This is a genomic window from Streptomyces sp. NPDC054863 (assembly GCF_053610825.1).
Genome location: NZ_JBSGZD010000189.1, coordinates 1 through 15,168 on the forward strand (window position 1 = coordinate 1; position 15,168 = coordinate 15,168).

Annotated in this window: 11 protein-coding genes; all 11 read left to right on the forward strand. The window is 70.1% G+C overall.

The window, feature by feature from the left end; translation table 11 throughout:
* The first annotated feature begins 211 nt into the window (after positions 1-211).
* The 11 genes from ACWGIG_RS26870 (at position 212) to ACWGIG_RS26920 (ending at position 15,143) form a co-directional block, all read left to right on the forward strand.
* Positions 212-1,663 carry an aldehyde dehydrogenase family protein gene (locus ACWGIG_RS26870; RefSeq protein WP_453324249.1) on the forward strand — a complete coding sequence of 484 codons (1,452 nt, stop codon included), beginning with the start codon at positions 212-214 and terminating at the stop codon, positions 1,661-1,663.
* A gap of 119 nt (positions 1,664-1,782) precedes the next feature.
* Positions 1,783-1,968: a hypothetical protein gene (locus ACWGIG_RS26875; RefSeq protein WP_453324250.1), complete on the forward strand. Its 186-nt coding sequence runs from the start codon at positions 1,783-1,785 to the stop codon at positions 1,966-1,968.
* A 159-nt stretch (positions 1,969-2,127) separates the two neighbouring features.
* A complete protein-coding gene (locus ACWGIG_RS26880; protein WP_453324251.1) occupies positions 2,128-4,110 on the forward strand; it encodes an acyl-CoA dehydrogenase family protein in 1,983 nt (660 codons plus the stop codon).
* A gap of 68 nt (positions 4,111-4,178) precedes the next feature.
* Positions 4,179-4,913 carry a hypothetical protein gene (locus ACWGIG_RS26885; protein ID WP_453324252.1) on the forward strand — a complete coding sequence of 245 codons (735 nt, stop codon included), beginning with the start codon at positions 4,179-4,181 and terminating at the stop codon, positions 4,911-4,913.
* A 94-nt stretch (positions 4,914-5,007) separates the two neighbouring features.
* Positions 5,008-7,659 (forward strand): preprotein translocase subunit SecA, encoded by a 2,652-nt coding sequence (gene secA / locus ACWGIG_RS26890; RefSeq protein ID WP_453324253.1) that lies wholly within the window; start codon positions 5,008-5,010, stop codon positions 7,657-7,659.
* A 118-nt stretch (positions 7,660-7,777) separates the two neighbouring features.
* Entirely contained in the window at positions 7,778-9,049 is a 1,272-nt protein-coding gene (gene dxr, locus ACWGIG_RS26895; protein WP_453324254.1) for a 1-deoxy-D-xylulose-5-phosphate reductoisomerase, read from the forward strand.
* Complete coding sequence (locus ACWGIG_RS26900; RefSeq protein WP_453324255.1) at positions 9,046-10,347, forward strand: M50 family metallopeptidase; 1,302 nt, start codon at positions 9,046-9,048, stop codon at positions 10,345-10,347. Before dxr ends, ACWGIG_RS26900 begins: the two co-directional genes overlap by 4 nt.
* A 181-nt stretch (positions 10,348-10,528) precedes the next feature.
* Positions 10,529-11,683 carry a flavodoxin-dependent (E)-4-hydroxy-3-methylbut-2-enyl-diphosphate synthase gene (gene ispG, locus ACWGIG_RS26905; RefSeq protein WP_453324256.1) on the forward strand — a complete coding sequence of 385 codons (1,155 nt, stop codon included), beginning with the start codon at positions 10,529-10,531 and terminating at the stop codon, positions 11,681-11,683.
* Between the two features lie 165 nt (positions 11,684-11,848).
* Positions 11,849-12,694 (forward strand): GNAT family N-acetyltransferase, encoded by an 846-nt coding sequence (locus tag ACWGIG_RS26910; protein WP_453324257.1) that lies wholly within the window; start codon positions 11,849-11,851, stop codon positions 12,692-12,694.
* Positions 12,695-12,732: 38 nt separating this feature from the next.
* Entirely contained in the window at positions 12,733-13,272 is a 540-nt protein-coding gene (locus tag ACWGIG_RS26915; protein WP_453324258.1) for a GNAT family N-acetyltransferase, read from the forward strand.
* Between the two features lie 176 nt (positions 13,273-13,448).
* On the forward strand, positions 13,449-15,143 hold the full coding sequence (locus ACWGIG_RS26920; protein WP_453324259.1) for a proline--tRNA ligase: 1,695 nt from the start codon (positions 13,449-13,451) through the stop codon (positions 15,141-15,143).
* Positions 15,144-15,168 lie beyond the last annotated feature (25 nt).

A 15,168-nucleotide genomic window follows, 5' to 3' on the forward strand; every position in this document is an offset into this window, starting at 1 on the left:
CGGGGGGGCGGGACGGGCGGGAATGGGGGCGGCCCCCACGCGGAGCCCCGTCCTCCCGACCGCACACGCTCGCGCCCGCAACGCCATTCCGGCACGCACCCCACCCCCAACACTCCACCCCGGACAAACGACGACTCCCCGCCCCGCCCCTACGGTGGAGTCCACAACCCACCTCACTCCACCCCGCACTCTCGGAAGGGCCGGATCCCCTATGACTTCCACTTCCACCCACGCCTTCTGGCTCGCCGGCCGCCAGGCCACCGGCGACGACACCTTCGACGTGACGTCCCCGTGGGACGGCCGCCTCGTCGGCAAGGTCAGCATCCCGACCGACGCCCAGGTCGAAGAAGCCGTCGCCGCTGCGTACGCGGTACGCGACGAGTTCGCCGCGACCCCGGCCCACGTCCGCGCCGCCGCGCTCAACCACGTCGCCGACCGCCTCGCCGAGCGCACCGAGGAGATCGCCCAGCTGATCTCCGCCGAGAACGGCAAGCCGATCAAGTGGGCCCGCGGCGAGGTCGGCCGTGCCGTCTCCGTGTTCCGGTTCGCGGCCGAAGAGGCCCGCCGGTTCAACGGCGGCGACGCCCAGCGCCTCGACACCGATGCCGGCGGCGTCGGCCGCCTCGCCCTGACCCGCCGCTTCACCCGCGGCGTCGTCCTCGGCATCGCGCCCTTCAACTTCCCGCTCAACCTCTGCGCCCACAAGGTCGCCCCCGCGATCGCCGTCGGCGCGCCGATCATCCTCAAGCCGGCCCCGGCCACCCCGCTCTCCGGTCTGATCCTCGGCGAGCTGCTCGCCGAGACCGAGCTGCCCGTCGGCTCCTGGTCGGTCCTGCCGGTCGCGAACGACAAGATGCCCGCCCTGGTCCAGGACGAGCGCCTGCCCGTCATCTCCTTCACGGGCTCCGACAAGGTCGGCTACGCGATCATGGACTCGGTGCCGCGCAAGCACTGCACCCTGGAGCTCGGCGGCAACGGCGCGGCCGTCGTCCTCGGCGACTTCTCCTCCGAGAAGGACCTGGACCGGGCCGCCACCCGCATCGCGACCTTCTCCAACTACCAGGGCGGCCAGTCCTGCATCTCGGTGCAGCGCGTCATCGCGGACGCCTCCGTGTACGACCGCCTGGTCCCGAAGATCGTCGCCGCGGTCGAGAAGCAGGTCACCGGCGACCCGTCCGACGCCTCCACCGACGTCGGCCCCCTCGTCAGCGAGGACGCCGCCAAGCGCGTCGAGTCCTGGGTGGACGAGGCGGTCAAGGCCGGTGCCGAGCTGCTCACCGGCGGCGAGCGCGACGGCGCCAGCTACGCGCCGACCGTCGTCGCCGCCCTCCCGGCCGACGTCACCCTCTCCTGCGAGGAGGTCTTCGGTCCGGTCCTGTCCGTGCAGAAGGTGGACGGCGAGGCCGAAGCCTTCGCGGCGGTCAACTCCTCCAAGTACGGCCTCCAGGCAGGCCTGTTCACCCACGACATCCAGGCCGCCTTCCGCGGCCACCGCGCCCTGGAGGTCGGCGGCGTGATCGTCGGCGACGTCCCCTCCTACCGCGCGGACCAGATGCCGTACGGCGGCGTGAAGCAGTCCGGCGTGGGCCGCGAGGGCGTCCGCTACGCGATGGACGACTACACGTACGAGCGCGTGATGGTCCTGACGGGCATCGACCTGTAACGAAACACAGAAGAAGGGGAGGCCAGGAGGCTCGTCACCACCGTGACGAGCAGCTCACCGGCCTCCCCTTCGCCTTCCCCGCGCTGCGGGCGGAGCACGGGGGATGCGAAAGTAGGGCCATGATCACTTTCGTGCTGCCCGGAATCCTGGCCCTCGCCGTCGGCGGGTGCGTGTGCGTGGTGTGGGCGGAGCGCGGCGGCCCCCGCTGGGTCCGCGTGGTCGCGGCCCTGACCCTCGGCGCGGGCAAGCTGGTGCGCAGCTCCGGCAGGAGCAGCAGGCAGAACTCGGGCCAGGGCGACGGCTGAGCAGCGTTCGCAAGCACGCACCCCCGCGCGAGGGCTGGTAGCGATGGGCACAATGGGGTAGATACGAGTGGGTAGCACCGGTCGGTAGCCGTACAGGCTCCTTGCGACGGTACGGCGTCCCCCGGGTCCTTGATCCCGACTCGCGGCGAGGTGAGCCTCATGTCCGCACCACACGCATCAGCAGCCAACCACCAGCCAGGCCGACAGCCCAAAGTCACCGGCCCCAAAGTTTCAGAACGTGAGGCCCGGCAGGTAGCCGAGGCCGCCCGCGAGCAGGACTGGCGCAAGCCCAGCTTCGCCAAGGAGCTCTTCCTCGGCCGCTTCCGCCTCGACCTCATCCACCCGCACCCGCTGCCCCCTGCCGAGGACAGCGAACGCGGCGAGGCCTTCCTCGCCAAGTTGCGCGCGTTCTGCGAGAGCGAGATCGACGGCGCCCGTATCGAGCGCGAGGCCCGCATCCCCGACGAGACGGTCAACGGGCTCAAGGAGCTCGGCGCGCTCGGCATGAAGATCGACCGGAAGTACGGCGGCCTGGGGCTGACCCAGGTGTACTACAACAAGGCGCTCGCCCTGGTCGGCTCCGCCAGCCCCGCGCTCGGCGCGCTGCTCTCCGCGCACCAGTCCATCGGCGTACCGCAGCCGCTCAAGCTCTTCGGCACGCAGGAGCAGAAGGACGCGTTCCTGCCGCGCCTCGCCCGTACCGACATCTCCGCGTTCCTGCTCACCGAGCCGGACGTCGGCTCCGACCCGGCGCGGCTCGCCACCTCCGCCGTACCGGACGGCGACGACGCGTACGTCCTCGACGGCGTGAAGCTGTGGACCACCAACGGCGTCGTCGCGGACCTCCTCGTCGTCATGGCCCGCGTCCCGAAGACCGACAGCAGCAAGGGCGGCATCACCGCCTTCGTCGTCGAGGCGGACTCCCCGGGCATCACCGTCGAGCACCGCAACGCCTTCATGGGCCTGCGCGGCCTGGAGAACGGCGTCACCCGCTTCCACCGGGTCAAGGTCCCCGCCGCGAACCGCATCGGCCCCGAGGGCGCCGGGCTCAGGATCGCGCTCACCACGCTCAACACCGGGCGGCTCTCGCTGCCCGCCATGTGCGTCGGCGCGGGCAAGTGGTGCCTGAAGATCGCCCGCGAGTGGTCGGCGGTGCGCGAGCAGTGGGGCAAGCCGGTCGCCCACCACGAGGCCGTCGGCGCCAAGATCTCCTTCATCGCCGCCACCACCTTCGCCCTCGAAGCCGTACTCGACCTCTCCTCGCAGATGGCCGACGAGGACCGCAACGACATCCGCATCGAGGCGGCGCTGGCCAAGCTGTTCGGGTCCGAGATGGCCTGGCTGATGGCCGACGAGCTGGTCCAGATCCGGGGCGGCCGGGGCTACGAGACCGCCGACTCGCTCGCCGCGCGCGGCGAACGCGCCGTACCCGCCGAGCAGATCCTGCGCGACCTGCGCATCAACCGCATCTTCGAGGGCTCGACGGAGATCATGCATCTCCTCATCGCCCGCGAGGCCGTCGACGCCCACCTCAAGGTGGCGGGCGACATCATCGACCCCGACAAGACCCTGTCCGACAAGGCGAGGGCGGGCGTGCAGGCGACCGGCTTCTACGCCCGCTGGCTGCCCAAGCTGGTCGCGGGGCCCGGTCAACTCCCGCGCAGCTACCAGGAGTTCCACCCGGGCGGCCACTCCGACCTGTCGGGCCACCTCCGGTACGTCGAGCGCACCTCCCGCAAGCTGGCCCGCTCCACCTTCTACGCGATGTCCCGCTGGCAGGGCCGGATGGAGACCAAGCAGGGCTTCCTCGGCCGGATCGTCGACATCGGCGCCGAGCTGTTCGCGATGAGCGCGGTGTGCGTACGGGCCGAACTCCTGCGCACCACCGAGGACTACGGCCGCGAGGCCTACCAGCTCGCCGACGTCTTCTGCCGCCAGTCCCGCATCCGTGTCGAAGAGCTCCTGAACAGGCTCTGGACCAACACCGACGACCTCGACCACAAGGTGGTCAGGGGCGTCCTCTCCGGCACGTACACCTGGCTGGAGCAGGGCATCGTCGACCCCAGCGGCGAAGGGCCGTGGATCGCCGACGCCACCCCGGGCCCGGCGAAGGAGGACAACGTCCACCGGCCGATCCGCTGACCCCCGGTGATCGAAGCCGCTGACCGGAACGGGTGACACCGCGACTTCCCGTGCCCCACGATGAACACATGAACAAGGGGTACGGGAAGAAGCACGCGACGGCACGACCGATTCTGGCGGTGGCGATGGCGGTGGTGTCCGCCGCCCTGACGGCCTGCGGCGGCCCGGCCGAGCCCGCCGCCCGCACCGACGGCAAGCCGGCCGCCGCTCCCCAGGCCCTCTCCCCGGCCGCCCTCGCCGCCCGCGCCCTCACCCCCGGCGAGGAGGCAGGCCCGTACCGCACCGGTGAGTACACCGTCTCCGGCGGTCCGCCGAGCGACGACTACACCGCGGAACCCGCCGTCTGCCAGCCCCTCGTCGGGCTCCGCTCGGTCCGCGGCGGCCCCGCGGCCCAGGTCCACCGCAGGCTCGCCGACCCCGGAAAGCCGCAGGGCACCGATGTCGCCGTGCAGTTGCGTACGTACGCGGCCGGGCGCGCGGCCGGGGTGCTGGACGATCTGCGCACCGCCGGGAAGAAGTGCGCGGGCGGCTTCGCCGAGGTGCGCGGGACGGTCCGGGGCACGTACACCGGCGTCGGAAAGTTGCCCGCCCCGGCGGGGGTCGGCGACGAGGCGCAGGCGTTCCGGCTCACGCTGCGCGACGGCAAGGGCGCCGCCGCGTCGTACGAATACCTCACTGTCGTGCGGTCCGGGCCCACCGTGCTCTCGTTCCGGGCCCAGACCCTGGAGAGCGCGGACCTCGGCGGCGTACCGAAGGAGATCGTGGACGCGCAGTGGGAGAAATTCAGCAGCCTCAATTCTTGACCCGTGTCGAATCCCGCCCCACCCGTGCACAACTCTCCTTGCGGCAGCGGAAGTTACCCCAGACAATGGTCCGCCTCAGCGAGGGGGAATTCCGATGCCGGGTTTCGGTCTGGGGCGGGTCACCAACAAAATCATGCGGGCGGGCGAGGGCCGCATGCTGCGGAGGCTGCAGAGAATCGCCGAAGAGGTCAATCTTTTCGACGCGGAGTACCGCGAACTCACCGACGAGGAACTCCAGTCGCTCACCGGCGAATTCAAGGAGCGGCTCGCCGCCGGCGAAAGCCTCGACGACCTCCTCCCGGAAGCATTCGCCGCCATGCGCGAAGCGGCCCGGCGCACGCTCGGAATGCGCCACTTCGACGTACAGATCATGGGCGGTGCGGCCCTCCACCTCCAGTGCGTCGCCGAAATGCGCACGGGGGAGGGGAAGACCCTCGTCGCCACCCTGCCGCTCTATCTGAACGCGCTCACCGGGAAGGGCGCCCACCTCGTCACCGTCAACGACTACCTCGCCGAACGCGACGCCGCCTGGATGGGCAGGGCGTACCGCTTCATGGGGCTGACCGTCGGCGTCATCAAGGCCGACATGGAACCCGCCGACCGGCGCGCCGCCTACGCCTGCGACCTCACCTACGGCACCAACACCGAATTCGGCTTCGACTATCTCCGCGACAACATGGCCTGGTCGCTCGCCGAACTCGTCCAGCGCGGCCACCATTTCGCCGTCGTCGACGAAGCGGACTCCATTCTCATCGACGAGGCCCGTACCCCGCTCATCATTTCAGGACCCGCCGACCAGCCCACCAAGTGGTATTCCGTCTTCGTGAAGATGGTCGCGCAGATGGAAGGCGTACTCGTCCAGGAGGAGCGGTTCACCACCCAGCAGCAGAAGGACGAACTCGCCGACATCCGGGCCCTCCACCATTACGAATACGACCCCAAGAAGCGCACCGTCGCCATTCTCGACCGCGGCATCGCACACCTGGAGGACCAGCTCGGCATCGACAACTTCTACGACTCCGCGCACACCCCGCTCATCGGCCACCTCAACAACGCCATCAAGGCCAAGGAACTCTTCCGCAAGGACAAGGACTACGTCGTCATGGACGGCGAGGTCCTGATCGTCGACGAGCACACCGGCCGCCTGCTGTCCGGCCGCCGCTACAACGAAGGACTCCACCAGGCCATCGAGGCCAAGGAGGGGGTCGAGATCAAGAACGAGAACCAGACCCTCGCCACCATCACCCTGCAGAACTTCTTCCGCCTCTACGGCAAGGGCCTGTCCGGCATGACCGGCACCGCCATGACCGAGGCAGCCGAGTTCCACCAGATCTACAAGCTCCAGGTGGTGCCCGTCCCCACCAACCGTCCGATGATCCGCCGCGACGACCCCGACCTCATCTACCGCACCGAGGACGCCAAGTACGCGGCCGTCGTCGAGGACATCGCCGAGAAGCACGCCGAGGGCCAGCCCGTCCTGGTCGGCACCGTCTCGGTCGAGAAGTCCGAGTACCTCTCCACCCTGCTGCGCCACCGGGGCGTCCCGCACGAGGTCCTCAACGCCCGCAACCACCAGCGCGAGGCCCAGATCGTCGCCCGCGCCGGGCACCGGGGCGCCGTCACCGTCGCCACCAACATGGCGGGCCGCGGCACCGACATCATGCTCGGCGGCAGCCCGGAACCCGTGGAGCCGGGGGAGTCCGATGAGCCGGTGAACCTGGACAAGAAGGACCGCAGCGCTGCCTCCGAAAAGGACCGCAGCGCTGCCTCCGAAGAAGTGAAGGCCCTCGGCGGCCTCTACGTCCTGGGCACCGAGCGCCACGAGTCCCGCCGCATCGACAACCAGCTCCGGGGCCGCTCGGGCCGCCAGGGCGACCCCGGCGCTTCCCGCTTCTACCTCTCCCTCGAAGACAGCCTGATGCGGCTCTTCCGCGCCCAGGCCGTCGACCGCGTCATGACCATGGCGAACCTCCCCGACGAGGTCCCCATCGAGAACAAGCTGGTCACCCGCGCCGTCGCCTCCGCCCAGGCACAGATCGAGCGGCAGAACTTCGAGGCCCGCAAGGACCTCCTGAAGTACGACGAGGTCATGGACCGCCAGCGCAAGCTCATCTACAGCGAACGCCGCCGCGTCCTGGAAGGCGAGGACCTCACGTCGCAGATCAGCCACTTCATGGACGACACCACCGACGCGTACATCGCCGCCGCGACCGCCGAGGGGTACGCCGAGGAGTGGGACCTGGACCGCCTCTGGACCGCCCTGCGCCAGCTCTACCCGCTCACCCTCACCGCCGCCGAACTGCGCGAGGACCCCGACCTCACCCCCGAGGACCTCGCCGCCGCCGTGCGCGAAGACATCCACGCGCAGTACGCGGCCCGCGAGGCCCAGCTCGGCAGCGACACCCTGCGCGACCTGGAACGCCGCGTCGTCCTCGCCGTACTGGACCGCAAATGGCGTGAACACCTTTACGAAATGGACTACTTGAGGGAGGGCATCGGCCTGCGCTACATGCTCGGCCGGGAACCCGTCTTCGAGTACCAGCGCGAGGGGTTCGAGCTGTTCACCGCCATGATGGACGCCATCAAGGAGGAGTCCGTCGGCTTCCTCTTCCACCTGGAGGTCGCGGCCACCGAGACCACCGGACCCGCCGCCGACCTGGCGCCCCGCCAGGACGACCACCTGCGGTTCAGCGCCCCCAGCATGGACACCGAGGACGGCGTCGTCACCCGCGAGAACGACCGGTGAGGACGCCGGCGCCGTACCGGCACAAAGGCGCCCATGGCGCACCGGTGCGGACGCCCGTGCCGTACGGAAGCGGGGGCGCGCTGTCCACAGGCCCCCGCGCGCGGGCCACAATGGGGGGATGACCGACAGTCCAGCCCCCCTCGCCGACCCGCACCTCCGCTTCGGAGCCGTGACCGAAGGGCCGCGCGACGTCGTGGTCCTCGGCTCCACCGGGTCGATCGGCACCCAGGCCATCGACCTGGTGCTGCGCAACCCCGACCGCTTCAGGATCACCGCGCTGTCCGCGGCGGGATCCCAGGTCGACCTGCTCGCCGACCAGGCACGGCAGCTGAAGGTACGCACCGTGGCGGTCGCCCGCGAGGAGGCGGCGCCCGCCCTGCGCGAGGCACTGCGCGCGAGGTACGGCACGGACCCGCTCCCCGAGATCCTGGCCGGACCCGACGCCGCCACCGAGCTCGCCGCCTCCGACTGCCACACGGTCCTCAACGGCATCACGGGCTCCATCGGTCTCGCGCCCACCCTCGCCGCCCTCGAAGCGGGCCGCACCCTCGCGCTCGCCAACAAGGAATCGCTGATCGTCGGCGGCCCCCTGGTCAAGGCCCTCGCGAAGCCCGGCCAGATCATCCCCGTCGACTCCGAGCACGCCGCGCTCTTCCAGGCACTGGCCGGCGGCAAGCGCAGCGACGTCCGCAAGCTCGTCGTCACCGCGTCGGGCGGCCCCTTCCGCGGCCGTACGCGGGCGGAGCTGGCGGGCGTCACCCGCGAGGACGCACTCGCCCACCCCACCTGGGCGATGGGCCCCGTCATCACCGTCAACTCGGCGACCCTCGTCAACAAGGGCCTGGAAGTCATCGAGGCACACCTCCTCTACGACATCCCCTTCGACCGCATCGAGGTCGTCGTCCACCCCCAGTCCTACGTGCACTCCATGGTGGAGTTCGTGGACGGCTCGACCCTCGCCCAGGCCACCCCGCCCGACATGCGCGGCCCCATCGCACTCGGTATCGGCTGGCCCGAACGGGTGCCTGACGCGGCCCCCGCCTTCGACTGGTCCAAGGCCTCCACCTGGGAATTCTTCCCCCTGGACACCGAGGCGTTCCCCGCCGTGGGACTCGCCCGTCACGTCGGAACGCTCGCGGGCACGGCCCCGGCGGTGTTCAATGCCGCGAACGAGGAATGCGTGGACGCGTTCCTCGCGGGACGGCTGCCTTTCACAGGAATCGTGGATACGGTCGCCGAGGTGGTGGCCGAACACGGAAATCCCGTTTCGGGAACCTCCCTCACGGTCGCGGACGTCCTGGAAGCAGAATCCTGGGCGCGCACCCGTGCCCGTGAACTGGCAAGAAGCAAGTCAGCCAAGACAGCAGAGTCGGCGGAGGCCCGCGCATGACGTCCATCCTGTTGACGGTCCTCGGGATAGTCATCTTCTTCGTCGGGCTGCTCATCTCGATCGCCCTGCACGAACTCGGCCACCTCTCCTTCGCCAAGCTCTTCGGCGTCCGGGTGCCCCAGTACATGGTCGGCTTCGGCCCCACCCTCTGGTCGAAGAAGAAGGGCGAGACCGAGTACGGCATCAAGGCCATCCCGCTCGGCGGCTACATCCGCATGATCGGCATGTTCCCGCCCGGTGCCGACGGCCGCATCGAGGCCCGCTCCACCTCGCCGTGGCGCGGCATGATCGAGGACGCCCGCTCGGCGGCGTACGAGGAGCTCCAGCCCGGCGACGAGACGCGGCTGCTCTACACGCGCAAGCCGTGGAAGCGCTTCGTCGTGATGTTCGCCGGTCCCTTCATGAACCTGGTCGTGGCGTTCGTGCTGTTCCTCGGCGTCTTCATGATCGTCGGCCAGAACAAGTCGACCACCACCGTCGACAACGTCGTCCCGTGCGTGGTCTCGCAGAGCGAGAACCGCGAGTGCAGGACCAGTGACCCCGCGTCGCCCGCCCAGGCGGCCGGACTCCAGAAGGGCGACAGGATCGTCGCCTTCCAGGGGCAGCCGGTGGCCGACTGGGCGGCCCTCTCCGACCGCATCCGCGAGTCCCGCGGCAAGGTCAGCATCACCGTCGACCGCGGCGGTCAGGAGAAGGTCCTCACCACCCAGGTGCTGACCAACAAGGTCCTGGCCAAGGACTCCGACGGCAACCCGATCAAGGACCAGTACGTCGAGGCCGGCTACCTCGGCTTCGGTCCCTCCGCCGCCATCACCCCGCTCACCTTCGGCGAGTCCATCGACCAGATGGGCACCATGTTCCAGTCGGGGCTGGACTCCCTCGTCGCCCTCCCGTCCAAGGTCCCCGACCTGTGGAACGCGGCGTTCAACGGCGAGGAGCGCAAGGCCGACTCCCCGATGGGCGTCGTCGGAGCGGCCCGCGTCGGCGGCGAGATCATGGGCCTGGGCCTGCCCACCGACACCACCATCGGCTTCATGCTGACGCTGGTGGCGGGCTTCAACCTGTCGCTCTTCCTGTTCAACATGCTGCCGCTGCTCCCGCTCGACGGCGGGCACATGGCAGGCGCCCTCTGGGAGTCCCTGCGGCGCAACCTGGCGAAGGTCTTCAAGCGGCCCGACCCGGGCCCCTTCGACGTCGCCAAGCTCATGCCGGTCGCGTACGTCGTCGCGGGCCTCTTCATCTGCTTCACGGCACTGGTGCTGATCGCGGACGTGGTGAACCCCGTCCGCATCTCCTGAGGCCCCCGCACCGCCCAGTCACCGGCGCCCCTTCGGGGGCGCCGTTTTCTGGTCTCCATTGAGTGGATTTGTCGACGGGGTGTACTCGGGTCATTCGAGGTGACGTACGCTCGAAGACCTGTAAGACCGGAGCCCGCCGATCGTCCCGGGACCTAGATCCACACTTGGGGTTGCACAGCAGATGACTGCAATTTCTCTCGGAATGCCTGCCGTTCCGACGAAGCTCGCCGACCGGAGGGTCAGCCGCAAGATCCAGGTCGGTACCGTCGCGGTCGGCGGGGACGCACCCGTGTCGGTGCAGTCGATGACGACCACTCGTACGTCCGACATCGGCGCGACGCTGCAGCAGATCGCCGAACTCACCGCGTCCGGCTGCCAGATCGTCCGCGTCGCCTGTCCGACGCAGGACGACGCCGACGCGCTCGCCACGATCGCGCGCAAGTCGCAGATCCCGGTGATCGCCGACATCCACTTCCAGCCGAAGTACGTGTTCGCCGCCATCGACGCGGGCTGCGCCGCAGTCCGCGTCAATCCCGGCAACATCAAGCAGTTCGACGACAAGGTCAAGGAGATCGCGCACGCTGCGCGCGACTCCGCCACCCCGATCCGCATCGGCGTCAACGCGGGATCGCTGGACGCCCGCCTGCTGAAGAAGTACGGCAAGGCCACCCCGGAGGCCCTCGTCGAGTCCGCCCTCTGGGAGGCCTCCCTCTTCGAGGAGCACGGCTTCGGCGACATCAAGATCTCGGTCAAGCACAACGACCCGGTCGTGATGGTCAACGCCTACCGCCAGCTCGCCGCCCAGTGCGACTACCCGCTGCACCTCGGCGTCACCGAGGCGGGCCCCGCCTTCCAGGGCACCATCAAGTCGGCCGTCGCCTTCGGCGCCCTGCTCTCCGAGGGCATCGGCGACACCATCCGCGTCTCCCTCTCGGCCCCGCCGGTCGAGGAGATCAAGGTCGGAATCCAGATCCTGGAGTCCCTCAACCTCAAGCCGCGCCGCCTGGAGATCGTCTCCTGCCCGTCCTGCGGGCGTGCCCAGGTCGACGTCTACAAGCTCGCCGAGGAAGTCACGGCCGGGCTCGAAGGCATGGAGGTGCCGCTGCGCGTCGCCGTCATGGGCTGCGTCGTCAACGGCCCCGGCGAGGCCCGCGAGGCCGACCTCGGCGTCGCCTCCGGCAACGGCAAGGGCCAGATCTTCGTCAAGGGCGAGGTCATCAAGACCGTCCCCGAGTCGAAGATCGTCGAGACCCTCATCGAAGAGGCGATGAAGATCGCCGAGCAGATGGAGAAGGACGGCATCCCGTCCGGCGAGCCCGAGGTCTCCGTCAGCTGACCCGTGCGCCGCACCTGCTCCTGAGGCCGCTCCCCGGCCTGTTCCACCGCCTGCCGAAGCCCCGCCCCGATTCCCCGGGTGCGGGGCTTTTCGGTCCGGCTGGGCGCTTTCGAACGTGCCGGGTACAGTGCGGAGATCAGCGATCCGTACGGTGAGGCCCTCTACGTGTTGACGACGACCACCTGCCGCGTCCTCGCCCCCGGCGACCTGGGCGAGGCGCTCGCCCTGCTGGAGAGCGAGCCCGTCAACAACGCCTTCGTGGCCTCCCGGGTCCAGGTCGCGGGCCTCGACCCCTGGCGCCTCGGCGGCGAGATGTGGGGCTGGTACGAGGACGGACGGCTGCGCAGCCTCTGCTACTCCGGCGCCAACCTCGTCCCGATCTGCGCCACTCCCGAAGCCGTCCGCGCCTTCGCCGAACGCGCCCGCCGCACCGGCCGCCGCTGCTCCTCGATCGTCGGACCCGCCGAGGCCACCGCCCCGCTGTGGCGCCTCCTCGAACCGAGCTGGGGCCCCGCCCGCGACGTCCGCGCCCACCAGCCCCTGATGGTCGCGGAGGCGCTTCCTCCCGACATCACGCCCGACCCGCTCGTCCGCCGCATCCGCAAGGACGAAATGGAGTCGATCATGCCGGCGTGCGTGGCGATGTTCACCGAGGAGGTCGGCGTCTCCCCGATGGCGGGCGACGGCGGACTCCTCTACCAGGCCCGGGTCGCCGAACTCGTCGGCGCGGGGCGGTCGTTCGCCCGGATGGAGGACGGCAAGGTCGTCTTCAAGGCGGAGATCGGCGCCGCCACCCCCACCGCCTGCCAGATCCAGGGCGTCTGGGTCGCCCCCGAGCACCGGGGCCGCGGGCTGTCCGTCAGCGGCATGGCCGCCGTCCTGCGCTACGCACTCGCCGACGTCGCCCCGGTCGTCAGCCTCTACGTCAACGACTTCAACGCCCCGGCCAGGGCGTCGTACCGGCGGGTGGGCTTCCGCGAGGTCGGCGCCTTCATGAGCGTCCTGTTCTGATCGCCGTGCCGAAAGGGCGGGAGGCTAGGGTTTCGCCCATGACGGATGACGTACGGGTCGGCCCCCTCGACCTCGCCGCACACGTGGACGAGGCGCTCGCCGTACAGGCGGTCGCCTTCGGCCTCGGTCCGGACGAGGTGGGCGTACGGCGCCACATCGTCCTGCGGCACATGGCGAGCCCGGGGGCGAGGGCCCTCGGCGCGACGACGGCGGACGGTGTTCTGGTCGGCTTCGTGTACGGCATGCCGAACGACCGCGCCCACTGGTGGTCCACCATCGTCGAGCCCTACCTCCGGCACCACGGGCTCGACGGGTGGCTCGACGGCTCCTTCGTCATCACGGAACTCCACGTCCATCCGGACTTCCAGGCGAAGGGCATCGGCCGGGCCCTGATCACGTCCCTCACGGACACGGCCACCGAACCCCGCTCGATCCTCTCCGCGATCGACATCGAGAGCCCGGCGCGGGGGCTCTACCGGTCGCTGGGCTATGTGGACCTGGCCCAGCAGGTCCACTTCCCGAGCGCGCCGAGGCCGTACGCGGTGATGGGCGCGCGGTTGCCGCTGGCGCGGGGCTAGAGCGGGGGACGGGGTTCACGGCCGGGGCCGGTGGGGCTGATGTCCGGGGCTGCGCCCCGTACACGGCTGCGCCGTGCGTCCTCAAACGCCGGACGGGCTGAATGCGTAACCGATTTCCGCCCGCCCCCACCCCCCGGCTAACCTCCTGACATCACCCTTCCGAGCAGGAGTTCACCATGGCCCAGGTCCAGCGCATGTCCCGTTTGATGGTCAAGACATTGCGTGACGACCCGGCGGACGCCGAGACCCTCAGCCACAAGCTGCTGGTCCGCGCCGGTTACGTCCGTCGCAACGCCGCCGGGATCTGGACCTGGCTGCCGCTCGGCAAGAAGGTCCTCGACAACATCTCGCGCGTCGTGCGCGAGGAGATGGACGCCATCGGCGCCCAGGAGGTGCTGCTCCCCGCCCTCCTGCCCAAGGAGGCGTACGAGGCCTCCGGCCGCTGGGAGGAGTACGGCGACCTGCTGTTCCGCCTCCAGGACCGCAAGGGTGCGGACTACCTCCTCGGCCCCACGCACGAGGAGATCTTCACCCAGACGGTCAAGGACCAGTGCACGTCCTACAAGGACCTGCCGGTGATGCTCTACCAGATCCAGACGAAGTACCGCGACGAGGCCCGCCCCCGTTCCGGCGTGCTCCGCGGCCGTGAGTTCCAGATGAAGGACTCGTACTCCTTCGACACGACCGACGAGGGTCTGGCGGAGTCGTACCGCCTGCACCGCGAGGCGTACATCAAGATCTTCAACCGGCTCGGTCTGGACCACCGCATCGTGTCCGCCGTCTCCGGCGCCATGGGCGGCTCCGCGTCCGAGGAGTTCCTGGCCCCGGCCGCCGCGGGCGAGGACACCTTCGCCGACTGCCCGAACTGCGACTACGCCGCGAACACCGAGGCCGTCACCTTCGGACTCAAGGCCGTCGAGGGCGAGCACGCCGCCGCCGAGGACATCGACACCCCCGACACCCCCACCATCGAGACCCTCGCCGCCCAGCTCGGCGTCGACGCCTCCGCGACCCTGAAGAACCTCCTGGTCAAGATCGACGGCGAGATCGTCGCGGTCGGCGTCCCGGGCCACCGCGAGGTCGACCTCGGCAAGCTGGGCGAGCACCTCGCCCCGGCCGTCGTCGAGCTGGTCACCGCCGAGGACTTCGAGGGCCGCGACGATCTCGTACGCGGCTACGTCGGCCCGCAGGGACTCGCCAAGGTCCGCTACATCGCCGACCCCCGCGTCGCCCCCGGCACCGCCTGGATCACCGGCGCCAACAAGCAGGACACGCACGCCAAGAACGTCGTCGCCGGCCGTGACTTCGAGGTCGACGACTACCTCGACGTCGTCGTCGTCGAAGAGGGCGACCCCTGCCCCAAGTGCGGCACCGGCCTCAAGCTGGACCGCGCCATCGAGATCGGCCACATCTTCCAGCTCGGCCGCAAGTACGCCGACACGTTCTCCCTCGACGTGCTGGGCCAGCAGGGCAAGCCGGTCCGCGTGACCATGGGCTCGTACGGCATCGGCGTCTCGCGCGCCGTGGCCGCACTCGCCGAGCAGTCCGCCGACGACAAGGGCCTGTGCTGGCCCGCCGAGATCGCCCCGGCGGACGTGCACGTCGTCGCGGCGGGCAAGGCGCTCCAGACGGAGCTCGCCGTCGAGGTCGCCGAGAAGCTGGGCGAGGCCGGACTGCGCGTCCTGGTCGACGAGCGTCCCGGCGTCTCGCCCGGCGTGAAGTTCACCGACTCCGAGCTCATCGGCGTCCCGAAGATCCTGGTCGCGGGCCGCCGTGCAGCCGACGGCGTCCTGGAGCTGAAGGACCGTCGCACCGGGGAGCGCGAGGAGCTGACGGTGGACGAGGCGATCGCCCGTCTGACCGGCAAGTAGTCCGTACGGAAGGGCCCCGCACTCC

What these genes read in the sequence shown, in the direction of transcription:
- ACWGIG_RS26870 (WP_453324249.1), top strand. Translation starts at nt 212, where the DNA reads ATGACTTCCACTTCCACCCACGCCTTCTGGCTCGCCGGCCGCCAGGCC.
- ACWGIG_RS26875 (WP_453324250.1), top strand. Translation starts at nt 1,783, where the DNA reads ATGATCACTTTCGTGCTGCCCGGAATCCTGGCCCTCGCCGTCGGCGGG.
- ACWGIG_RS26880 (WP_453324251.1), top strand. Translation starts at nt 2,128, where the DNA reads ATGTCCGCACCACACGCATCAGCAGCCAACCACCAGCCAGGCCGACAG.
- ACWGIG_RS26885 (WP_453324252.1), top strand. Translation starts at nt 4,179, where the DNA reads ATGAACAAGGGGTACGGGAAGAAGCACGCGACGGCACGACCGATTCTG.
- secA (WP_453324253.1), top strand. Translation starts at nt 5,008, where the DNA reads ATGCCGGGTTTCGGTCTGGGGCGGGTCACCAACAAAATCATGCGGGCG.
- dxr (WP_453324254.1), top strand. Translation starts at nt 7,778, where the DNA reads ATGACCGACAGTCCAGCCCCCCTCGCCGACCCGCACCTCCGCTTCGGA.
- ACWGIG_RS26900 (WP_453324255.1), top strand. Translation starts at nt 9,046, where the DNA reads ATGACGTCCATCCTGTTGACGGTCCTCGGGATAGTCATCTTCTTCGTC.
- ispG (WP_453324256.1), top strand. Translation starts at nt 10,529, where the DNA reads ATGACTGCAATTTCTCTCGGAATGCCTGCCGTTCCGACGAAGCTCGCC.
- ACWGIG_RS26915 (WP_453324258.1), top strand. Translation starts at nt 12,733, where the DNA reads ATGACGGATGACGTACGGGTCGGCCCCCTCGACCTCGCCGCACACGTG.
- ACWGIG_RS26920 (WP_453324259.1), top strand. Translation starts at nt 13,449, where the DNA reads ATGGCCCAGGTCCAGCGCATGTCCCGTTTGATGGTCAAGACATTGCGT.